The organism is Streptococcus sp. CSL10205-OR2 (genome assembly GCF_025660655.1).
Classification (GTDB): Bacteria; Bacillota; Bacilli; order Lactobacillales; family Streptococcaceae; genus Streptococcus.
Map to the genome: position 1 here is coordinate 25,886 of NZ_JAOTIN010000015.1, position 10,376 is coordinate 36,261.

Here is a 10,376-nt window from a genome sequence, read left to right on the forward strand (position 1 = left end):
AACTAGTGATAATAATCTTCATCATAATAAGTCTCATCAACGTCTTCATAACTTTCTTCAATTTCACGATAAATCTCTTCTCGTTTTTCATTGGCATCAATATTTAACACTAATCCAATAGCAACAGATAAGACTAAAAGACTATTTCCTCCTTGAGAAAGAAATGGAAATGTTACTCCGGTTGATGGAATTAAGCCTGAAACTCCTCCAACATTGACAAAGACTTGTGTTAATAATAACCCACCTACTCCAAGAGCTAAAATAGAATTAAAGGCATTTTTAGATTTGATACCAACCAAAAGAATTCTTAAAATCAAAAAGAATACCAAGGCAAGAATTAAACCTGCTCCAATTAAACCAAGCTCTTCTATAACGATAGAAAACACAAAGTCGGTATGTGCTTCTGGTAGATAACCTTTCTTTTCTATGGAATTACCAAGACCTCGACCAAACCAACCACCATTACTCATGGCATAATAGGAATTAGCTAGTTGTAAACCAGCTCCTTGAGCATCTTGAAAAGGGTCAAAGAAAGCCGAAAAACGTGAAGCGATATAACCGAAAATTGGAATTCTTTCAATAGTTTGAACACCAACAATCCCAATAAAACCAAGTATAGCAGCAGAAAAAGCTGTTAAAGTGGTTAAAACCGCAGAAAACCATTTATAACCAATACCACTAACACTGTACATTAAAATAACTGTTAGTAAAATGATAGTAGCGTTTCCCAAGTCAGGCATGGCAACTACTAAACCAATAAGTCCTGCCGAAATAAAACGCCAATCAACAAAACTTCTTGGCAAAAGATACCCCTTAGTCAGGGCTTGATAATCGTATACCTCAATTGATTTTTGTTCTTTGGCAAAACTATAGGCCAAATACCAGACCATTAAAAACTTTAAATATTCTGCCGGTTGAAAAGTGATTGGTCCAAGTGAAATCCAGCCATAAGCACCATTAACACGTGGGAAAAATCTTGCGGCAATTAGTAATATCATTTCAACAAAAAGAGCAAAACGCAATAGCGGACCATTTTTTAAAAAATTTAATTTTAAACGATAAATAAAGGTGATTGCTACTAAACTAAGCACCAAAAACAAACTTTGATTTCTCACTAAACTAAACGGACTAACACCATCTTGGATCAAGTTGGCACTTGTTGTTGAATAAACAATAATTAAACCAATAATAGACAAGGCTAGATAAGGTAATAAAATAGAATAGTTTAAGAGATGTCTTTTATCAATTTTCATATTTTCTCCTAAAAAGACGAATTGTATGAGCATTATACCATTTTTAACACTCAATTGCTATGACCTTACAAACCAGACCAACCAAAGCACCAAAAGAAATAGTAAAAGCATTAACCTGAATTTCTAAGACCAGTAGCAATACCATTTATCGTGATATGGATTTGTTTTTCTTCTGCTTCACTAAGTTCTCCTCGTCTCATGCGATTAATCAATTCAATTTGAACATAGTTTAAAACATTAAAATAAGGTAGGCGATAATCTAAACTTGACTTCAAATAAGGATTATCTTCTAGCAAATCTTCTCGTTTTTCGATAGCTAAAATGGTATTTTTTGTGAGTTGCCATTCATCTAAAATGGTATGAAAAATATCACGAATACTCTCATCTTCGCACATTTGAGCATAACGAAAAGCAATATTCATATTAGATTTTGAAAGTACCATATCAACATTTGATAATAGCGATCTAAAGAATGGCCATTTTTCATACATGGCTTGTAATTTTTCAAGATTTCCTGCTTTTTTATCAATAAAGTGTTTAAAACTTGTTCCAACACCATACCAACCAGGGAACATCACCCGATTTTGAGACCATGAAAAGACCCATGGAATGGCTCTAAGTCCTGTAATTTCGGTGATAGTTTTTCGCGCAGCAGGTCTTGAACCAATATTTAGACTTGAAATTTCTCGAATAGGACTTGCTGCAAAAAAGTAGTCATAAAAATTAGGATGTCCAAAAACTAGATGACGATAATGATGATAGCTATCTTCAACAATAGCATCCATAATTTCTCGGTATTCTTCTAATTCAGTGGAATCAACAATTAACTGTGTCACCATACGATTTAAAGTAGCAGACATCAACATCTCTAGGTTATAATAAGCAGCATCTTTATTACCATACTTATTCCCAATTACTTCACCTTGTTCAGTCACACGAATATGGTCATTGATGGTACCAAAAGGTTGTGACGTAATCGCTTCATAAGAAGGTCCACCACCACGACCTACTGTTCCACCTCGCCCGTGGAAAAATGTAATTTTCGCCTTGTTTTTCTTGCCAATTTCAGTTAATTCTTTTTGAGCTTTATAGAGTGTCCAAACCGATGATAAATAGCCACCATCTTTATTACTGTCTGAATAGCCAAGCATTATTTCTTGATAATTACGATGATGCTCTAACCATTTCTTGACCAAATTAATTGAGAGATAGTCATCCATAATTTGAGGTGACTTATTTAAGTCTTCAATTGTTTCAAATAATGGCACTATTTGAACACGCGCTTTTTCACTATCAACAAGACCTACTTCCTTTAACAAGACAGCCAACTCTAGCAGATCAGAAACCGTTTCTGAGTGAGAAATGATATGTTGTTTAATAATATCTTCTCCCATTTTGTCTTTTAGTTTTCTAGCCATTTGAAAAATAGCCAGTTCTTTTTCAAGACTAGGCGACTTTGGTAGATGAGTCGCAGATAAAATACGAGGATCTTTTGTTAATTGTTTTATCAATAGTTGACATTTTTCTGACTCAGATAAATCACTGTAGTTTGAAACGATGTTGGCTGTCTTTAATAATTCAGCGACACTTGCTTCGTGAACACTTGAATCTTGGCGCATATCAATACTTGCTAGATAAAAGCCGAAAATATCAACAGCTTGTAATAATTCACCAAAATCACCTTTAATTAAATTATCACCATTATTGACTAATAAAGAATCCTTTATCACTAATAAATCTTTTTCAAATTCTGTCACATTGGCATAAAGAGGTGAGATTTTTTTATCTTGCGTAAGGTAGGTTAGGGTATTTTCTAATTTTAATTGAATATAGTGAAAAGCTCTACGATAAGGTTCTTTTTCTCTAAATTCAGATGTGTCTGTTGAACAAGCGGCTAATTCTTCTAGTTCTTTTGATGTTTTAGAAATCGTTACAGAAATTGAAAACAAAGCATATAAAGACTGGACTTTTTCAATATAATAATTGAGAATAACTTCTGCTTGAGTGATGGCAGAAAGACGCAAAGTCTCAGCGGTGACAAAAGGATTACCATCACGGTCCCCACCTATCCACATGCCCATAGTAATAGGTTTTGGATGTTCTAGAATAATTCCTTTTTGTCTTGCTAATCGTTTATATTCGGATACTAAATCAGTAATGGCAACAATCAAAGATCTATCATAATAACCAGTGACATTTCCTATTTCATTTTTAACTTTTAATTTCTTCTCACGGATAATATCTGACTGCATAATCATCTCAATATGACGACGAAGATCATTTAGCCATTTTTCAGAGTTGATAAGACCTTCTTTTGTATCACGGTGTTGCCTTAACAAAAGATAGATTTCATAAGTTAAATCTAACATGGATTGACGTTGTACTTGAGTTGGATGTGCGGTTAAAACAGGAACGACGTTTAGATTTTCTAGTATTTCTTTTCCTTTTTCGTTAGCTAGAACATCTTCAATGGCTAAAGAGAGCTTCCCTAAATAATCTTTTTTGGTATTATTTTGATAATTAACCTCATAAGCCAAATCAACATCTTCAGCAATATTGATTAATAAAGGGAGAATAGAAAAATAGCGAGAAACAATCTCAGTTTCCTCGGTATTTAATTTAGAAATAGCTTTTTCTAACGCTTGATAGTCATGATTGATAGATAATTTAGCTAATGATTTTATCGTTTCAAATGAATCATTTCCAACCATTTGACGTGTCACATCTTCTAGCAAGTTGGTTAGAACAATCACATCTTCATTGATTTGTTTTTTATTGTTTCTGCTTTCTAGTTTTCTAATAACCACTGTTTTTTCTACTCCTACCCTATTTTTCTAATAACTATCATATCATTTTACCAAAAAAAGTAAACTAAAGAGAGGATCTCTCTGATGAAAAAAATTATCTAAAATAAGGTCTCTAAATCACTATCGTCTTGCTTTTTTGTTATACTAGTCCTAACAAAAAATGGAGGATACTCATGGAACAAAAGAAACGTTCAGAATTCTCTGAAAATGAGCTTTGGGATTTAACAGCGCTCTATAAAGACAGAGAAGATTTTTTAAACGCTATTGAGACTGCTCTTGAAGAAATTAAACAGTTCTCACTCAATTACAAAGATAACTTACACACTGTTCATGATTTTACACAAGCCCTAATGATGCTTGAACAAATATATATCCAGATTAGTCATATCAGTACCTATTCTTTTATGCCACAAACTACTGACTTCAATAATGAAGAATTTGCTCAAATCGCTCAAGTTGGTAGTGATTTCATGACAAAAGCAAATGTTCTTTTAAATTTCTTTGAAAATGCTTTAGTGATGGCTGATGATGCTATTTTAGAAGAATTAGAGAAAAATTCCTATTTTGGTGCCTTTATACGAGAAGCAAAAATCAAGAAAAAACACTATCTGGATCCTGCTGTTGAAAAAACCTTAGCTAATCTTGGAGAAATTTTTAGTAGCCCACAAGACATCTATACTAAAATGCGTGCTAGCGATTTTTCTATGAATAGTTTCACCGTTAATGGAAAAACATATCCTAACAGTTTCATCACATATGAAAATGTTTATCAAAATCACGAGGACGCTGAAGTAAGACAAAAAGCCTTTCGTTCCTTCTCAGAAGGATTGAGGCAACATCAGCATACCGCTGCAGCAAGCTACCTAGCACAAGTTAAATCTGAAAAAATTATTTCAGACATGCGTGGTTATAACTCTGTCTTTGATTACCTTTTAGCTGATCAAGAAGTTGATAGAAGCATGTTTGACCGTCAAATTGATTTAATTATGACCGAGTTTGCACCAATTGCTCAACGATATATTAAACATGTTGCCGAAGTAAACGGTATTGAAAAAATGACTTTTGCTGATTGGAAACTTGACCTTGATGCCAAAATGAACCCAGAAGTCTCTATTGATGATGCTTATGACCTAGTAATGAAGTCAACTACACCACTTGGTGAAGAATACCAAAAAGAAATTGCTCGCTATCAAACGGAGCGTTGGGTAGATTTTGCTGCAAATAGTGGTAAAGATTCTGGTGGTTATGCCGCCGATCCTTACAAAGTACATCCTTATGTTTTAATGAGCTGGACAGGAAAAATGAGTGATGTTTATACTCTCATCCACGAAATTGGTCACTCAGGACAATTTATTTTTTCAGATAATCATCAAAGTTATTATAATACCCATATGTCAACTTACTACGTTGAAGCTCCTTCTACACTGAATGAACTGTTATTAAGTGATTATCTTGAACGAGAATTTGATCATCCAAAACAAAAACGGTTTGCCTTGGCTCACCGTCTAACAGATACTTACTTTCATAATTTTATCACTCATCTATTAGAAGCTGCGTTTCAGCGAAAAGTTTATACACTCATAGAAGAAGGAAAAACCTTTGGAGCAGAGCAACTCAATCATCTGATGAAGTCAGTGTTAACAGAATTTTGGGGTGATGCTATTGTTATTGATGATGATGCTGCCTTAACATGGATGCGACAAAGTCATTATTACATGGGACTTTATAGCTATACTTATTCAGCTGGTCTTGTCATCTCAACTGTTGGTTACCTTAATATCAAAAATAATCCTGATGGAGCAAAACAATGGTTAGACTTCTTAAAATCAGGAGGCAGTCAAACACCAATAGAAACAGCTAAAATCATTGGTGCTGATATCTCAACAAAAGAGCCCTTAAGACAAACCATATCATTTTTAGAAGAAACTGTTGAGCAAATTATAAAATACAGTCAGGAGATAGAACATGCCTAAATTATCAGATTTCACCGTTAAAACAATCACAGACGAGGACTTTAGTTTATCTCAGTTTGATGGCAAAGTCACTTTAATCGTTAATACTGCTACTAAGTGTGGGTTTACACCTCAATACGAGGGGCTACAAAAACTTTACGATTTATATCATGAAAAAGGATTTGAAATCCTTGATTTCCCATGTAACCAGTTCAAACAACAGGCTTCTGAGGACATCTCAGAGATTAATCGGTTTTGTCAACTAAACTACAATACTTCATTTCATCGTTTTAACAAAATTAAGGTTAACGGTAAAGAAACACATCCTCTATATCAATGGTTAAAAAATGAGAAAAAAGGGCCATTTGGTAAGGTTATTGAATGGAATTTTGCTAAATTTCTTGTTGATAGAAATGGAAATGTTGTTGAGCGATTTTCTTCTAAAACAGAACCTAAATCAATGGTTGATGCGATTGAAAAATATTTGTAACCCTGTTGTTTTGATTTTTTAACAGCTTTAGGATAAAATAAAAGAAATGAGAAAAAGAATAAAACCGGTTGTTGTGGTTGTTTTCTTTGGTTTAATGATTTTATTTTTAGTCAAATCAAAACTAACAATTGAGGCAGAAAATAATGCAACTTTAGAAATAGCTAAAGATAACGTCCCCAAAGTAACAAACACCATAACGCCAACGGTCGAGATGACTGAAGAAGAGCCTTTTGTGCTGAACCCGATTATTGATCTTTCTGGTTGGCAGCTTCCTAGTGATATGGACTACGATACCCTTTCACTAAATATTTCAGGAGCTATTGTCCGTGTGTTTGGGGGGTCCCAAATCACCAAAAAGAATAATGCAGCCTATACTACTGGGATTGATAAATCGTTTAAAACACATATCGAAGAACTCCAAAAAAGGGATATTCCAGTGGCTGTTTATGCCTATGCCCTCGGTAAAAATGTAGAAGACATGAAAGAAGAAGCTAGACTATTTTATGAGAATGCTTCCCCTTACAACCCGACTTTTTATTGGATTGATGTGGAAGAAAAAACCATGTCTGACATGAATAAAGGAGTTGAAGCTTTCCGTAAAGAACTTAAAAAACTAGGCGCTAAAAATGTTGGTATTTATATTGGAACTTATTTTTTAGAAGAGCATGACATTTCTACTGAAAAATTTGATGCCGTTTGGATTCCAACTTATGGGTCAGACTCTGGTTATTATGAAGCTGCTCCTGATACTTCAATTGATTATGACTTGCATCAATACACTTCAAGAGGCTATATCAATGGTTTTCCAAATCCTCTTGATCTTAACCAAATTTCTGTTCTTAAAGATCGAAAAACGACCTTTGAGAAATTATTTGGCAAAATCAAAGAATAATATTTCTTGAAGAGCAATCAACTTGACAAATGGCTTTCAAACATTCTATAATGTTTAGTAATTAAATAATAACACAAAGGAGTGCTTTTGCTGAGATCGTTTTGCGAAATCCTAAGAACCTGATCTAGTTAAGACTAGCGTAGGAATTGTGATGCCTAATGACAATGTTTCAAGACTCCTTTGTACAAACAAAGGAGTCTTTTTATGTCGAATTTAAAATTGTCTGTTCTTACAGAAGTTGCCATCATGGCTGCACTTGCTATTATCTTAGACAACATTGTTCTTTTTAAAATGCCCCAAGGTGGTAGCGTCTCTTTAACCATGCTTCCAATCTTTATTCTGGCTTTTAGAAGAGGATTAACTGCTGCTGTAACAGGTGGTCTTTTAGTCGGTTTCATCCAACTATTCTTTGGTGGTTACTACCTAAGTGTGCCCCAAGTTTTACTTGACTATATTCTGTCATATGGTGGTGTTGGTTTAGCAGGTCTCTTTTATCACCAATTCAAAACTTCTAAAAATCAACAAATGCTTCTTCTAAGCTTAGGAATTCTCGTTGGAAGTCTTGCAAGATTATTATCAAATGTCTTGGCTGGAATTGTCTTTTGGAGTGACTATGCTCCTGAAGGAACACCTGTTTGGATTTATTCTTTAACCTATAATGCTAGCTACCTAGTTCCTTCAGCAATCATTGCTCTAGTTCTATTAATCATCCTTCTCAAAGTTAAACCTTCTTTTTTCCAAGTTAAATAAAAGATAAAGAATAAGGCTTCAATATTTGCTATAAAATGGTATAATACTATATTATACTGTTTTTTTATTGGAGGAAATCATGGTTTCTTGGTTGACAAGACTATTAAAGGGAATTATTATCGCACTTGGTTTTATTTTACCTGGTGTTTCTGGAGGTGTTCTAGCCTCCATTTTAGGACTTTATGAACGAATCATTTCCTTTTTAGCTCACATTCGCCAAGATTTTGTCAAAAACCTCTTATTTTTTGTGCCTGTTGGTATTGGTGGTATCCTTGGTATCGCTCTTTTTTCTGCCCCTCTTGAATACTTACTAGAACATCATCAAGTGATTGTTTTATGGGCATTTTCTGGAGCTATCATTGGAACACTTCCTAGTCTTTTTAAGGAGTCTGTCAATAACAAAAAAAGAGATACGATGGACCTCTTCATATTGGTGGGAACATTTATCATTTCTGGTCTCATCTTATACTTTTTAAATGATTTGGTCGGTGTCATTCCAGCTAATTTTGCAACGTTTATATTAGCAGGTGCTTTAATTGCACTTGGCATCTTGGTTCCAGGCTTAAGCCCATCAAATCTTTTATTAATCATGGGACTTTACACACCCATGCTAACTGGCTTTAAAAATCTAGACCTACTTGGTGTTTTTCTACCGATTGCAATTGGTGGAGCCATCACCATGCTCTTATTTTCAAAACTTATGGATTATGCTTTAAGTCATTACCACTCAAGAGTCTATCATTTCATCATTGGACTTGTGTTATCCAGCACTCTTTTAATTGTGATTCCTAATGTCAAAAATAGTGAAAGCATCTCCTATAGCGGTGTTTCTTTATGGACACTACTTCTTGCTATCATCTTTTTTGTCGCCGGTATTGCACTTGGTGTTTGGATGAGTCAACTCGAGGAAAAATACAAATGAGTAAAAAAAACAAACCTAAAAAAACGCTTGTCAATCAGATACTTGACAAGGCTAAGATAAAATATGAAGATGTTTTCATTACCGTTAAAGAAGGTAAGCCTAGTAGCCAAAATAATCCTTCAGACATCATTTTCAAAACTTTAGCACTAACAGGAGATAAGACTGGTCCAATCATTGGGATTATCCCTGTTCAAAAACATTTATCTGAAAAAAAATTAGCTAACATTTCTGGTAATAAAAAAGTTAAAATGATTCCTCAAAAAGATTTACAAGCAACAACTGGCTATGTTCATGGTGCCAATAATCCTATAGGGATTAGACAAAGACACGATTTCCCTATTTTTATTGATCAACTAGCGCTAACATACGGCCAGATGATTGTGTCGGCTGGAGAAATCGGTCATTCTATCAAAATTAACAGCCAGGAATTAGCTGATTTTGTGGATGCACAATTCTCTGATTTGATAGAGTAAACAATAGTTAGAACAAATTAATGATAATAAGGAGTTTCAATGAAATTATATTTTATTAGGCATGGTAAAACCCTCTCAAATCTTGAAGGACGTTTTCAAGGTAGTACAATGGATTCTAAGCTTCTGCCTGAAGCTTATGATGATCTTAGTCTTTTAGGACAAGAACTTCGTCATATCAAATTTGATGAGGTTTATACGAGTGACTTACCAAGGGCCATTAAAAGTGCTGAAATGATTCTAGAAGAAAATAATCACACTCACACACTACAAACAACAAAGCAACTTCGCGAATGGTATCTTGGCAGTCTTGAAGGGAAAAAAATTAGTATTGCAAAGGCGATTTATCCTAAACAAATTAGAGCTTTCTATCATAACCTAGCACAATTTTCACCTTCTATTTTTGAAGCAGAGACACTCTATCAAGTTACTCATCGTATCATTGATGTCATTCAATCACTTGATGAAAATAATGACAATGTTCTTATTGTTGGGCATGGAGCAAGTCTTAGTGCAACCATTCATTGTTTACTAGGCTATGAACCAAGTGAATTTAAAAAATTAGGTCACTTAGACAATACTAGTCTTACCATTCTTGAGACCACTAATTTAAAAGATTTTCAACTTATTGAGTGGAATAATACTGAACATCTTGAAAAAGCCCAAAAAACAATCGTCACGTCAAATTAAAAAGAAACAGAAAAAAATTTTTTGGCTCTATAATATCTGTAGTGGGTAACTCCACCACAGAAGTTATAGGGCTTTTTCAATGCAGACAAAAAGTCCCATATGACTTATAATGAAAAGCGACAAAACCACTCATTAGAAAGAATCATATGG

The 10,376-nt window shown here is 34.1% G+C and carries 9 protein-coding genes and 1 riboswitch; of the genes, 7 read left to right on the top strand and 2 right to left on the bottom strand.

All coding sequences use genetic code 11. The annotated features are described in order from the left end of the window. Window positions 1–2: 2 nt before the first annotated feature. Together ftsW and ppc are read right to left on the bottom strand one after the other, a co-directional pair. Window positions 3–1,253: a cell division peptidoglycan polymerase FtsW gene (gene ftsW, locus N7659_RS07240; RefSeq protein WP_263276485.1), complete on the bottom strand. Its 1,251-nt coding sequence runs from the start codon at window positions 1,251–1,253 to the stop codon at window positions 3–5. Between the two features lie 110 nt (window positions 1,254–1,363). Continuing rightward, window positions 1,364–4,060 carry a phosphoenolpyruvate carboxylase gene (gene ppc / locus N7659_RS07245; RefSeq protein ID WP_263276486.1) on the bottom strand — a complete coding sequence of 899 codons (2,697 nt, stop codon included), beginning with the start codon at window positions 4,058–4,060 and terminating at the stop codon, window positions 1,364–1,366. 173 nt (window positions 4,061–4,233) lie between these two features. On the opposite strand from ppc, the gene pepF reads away from it, so the two are divergent. The 7 genes from pepF (at window position 4,234) to N7659_RS07280 (ending at window position 10,226) form a co-directional block, all read left to right on the top strand. Beyond that, window positions 4,234–6,033: an oligoendopeptidase F gene (gene pepF, locus N7659_RS07250; protein WP_263276487.1), complete on the top strand. Its 1,800-nt coding sequence runs from the start codon at window positions 4,234–4,236 to the stop codon at window positions 6,031–6,033. After that, window positions 6,026–6,502: a glutathione peroxidase gene (locus N7659_RS07255; protein WP_263276488.1), complete on the top strand. Its 477-nt coding sequence runs from the start codon at window positions 6,026–6,028 to the stop codon at window positions 6,500–6,502. Before pepF ends, N7659_RS07255 begins: the two co-directional genes overlap by 8 nt. A 46-nt stretch (window positions 6,503–6,548) precedes the next feature. Further along, window positions 6,549–7,394, top strand: coding sequence for a glycoside hydrolase family 25 protein (locus tag N7659_RS07260; RefSeq protein ID WP_263276489.1), 846 nt, complete (start codon window positions 6,549–6,551; stop codon window positions 7,392–7,394). 67 nt (window positions 7,395–7,461) lie between these two features. After that, a riboswitch (TPP riboswitch) is annotated at window positions 7,462–7,557 on the top strand. Between the two features lie 41 nt (window positions 7,558–7,598). Further along, a complete protein-coding gene (thiT, locus tag N7659_RS07265; RefSeq protein ID WP_263276490.1) occupies window positions 7,599–8,144 on the top strand; it encodes an energy-coupled thiamine transporter ThiT in 546 nt (181 codons plus the stop codon). A 76-nt stretch (window positions 8,145–8,220) separates the two neighbouring features. After that, a complete protein-coding gene (locus N7659_RS07270) occupies window positions 8,221–9,066 on the top strand; it encodes a DUF368 domain-containing protein (RefSeq protein WP_411575303.1) in 846 nt (281 codons plus the stop codon). After that, window positions 9,063–9,539: an aminoacyl-tRNA deacylase gene (locus N7659_RS07275; protein WP_263276492.1), complete on the top strand. Its 477-nt coding sequence runs from the start codon at window positions 9,063–9,065 to the stop codon at window positions 9,537–9,539. Before N7659_RS07270 ends, N7659_RS07275 begins: the two co-directional genes overlap by 4 nt. 39 nt (window positions 9,540–9,578) lie before the next feature. Continuing rightward, a complete protein-coding gene (locus N7659_RS07280; RefSeq protein ID WP_263276493.1) occupies window positions 9,579–10,226 on the top strand; it encodes a histidine phosphatase family protein in 648 nt (215 codons plus the stop codon). The last annotated feature ends 150 nt before the right edge of the window (window positions 10,227–10,376 follow it).

What these genes read in the sequence shown, in the direction of transcription:
- N7659_RS07260 (WP_263276489.1), top strand. Translation starts at nt 6,549, where the DNA reads ATGAGAAAAAGAATAAAACCGGTTGTTGTGGTTGTTTTCTTTGGTTTA.
- pepF (WP_263276487.1), top strand. Translation starts at nt 4,234, where the DNA reads ATGGAACAAAAGAAACGTTCAGAATTCTCTGAAAATGAGCTTTGGGAT.
- N7659_RS07255 (WP_263276488.1), top strand. Translation starts at nt 6,026, where the DNA reads ATGCCTAAATTATCAGATTTCACCGTTAAAACAATCACAGACGAGGAC.
- N7659_RS07275 (WP_263276492.1), top strand. Translation starts at nt 9,063, where the DNA reads ATGAGTAAAAAAAACAAACCTAAAAAAACGCTTGTCAATCAGATACTT.
- thiT (WP_263276490.1), top strand. Translation starts at nt 7,599, where the DNA reads ATGTCGAATTTAAAATTGTCTGTTCTTACAGAAGTTGCCATCATGGCT.
- N7659_RS07280 (WP_263276493.1), top strand. Translation starts at nt 9,579, where the DNA reads ATGAAATTATATTTTATTAGGCATGGTAAAACCCTCTCAAATCTTGAA.
- ftsW (WP_263276485.1), bottom strand. Translation starts at nt 1,253, where the DNA reads ATGAAAATTGATAAAAGACATCTCTTAAACTATTCTATTTTATTACCT.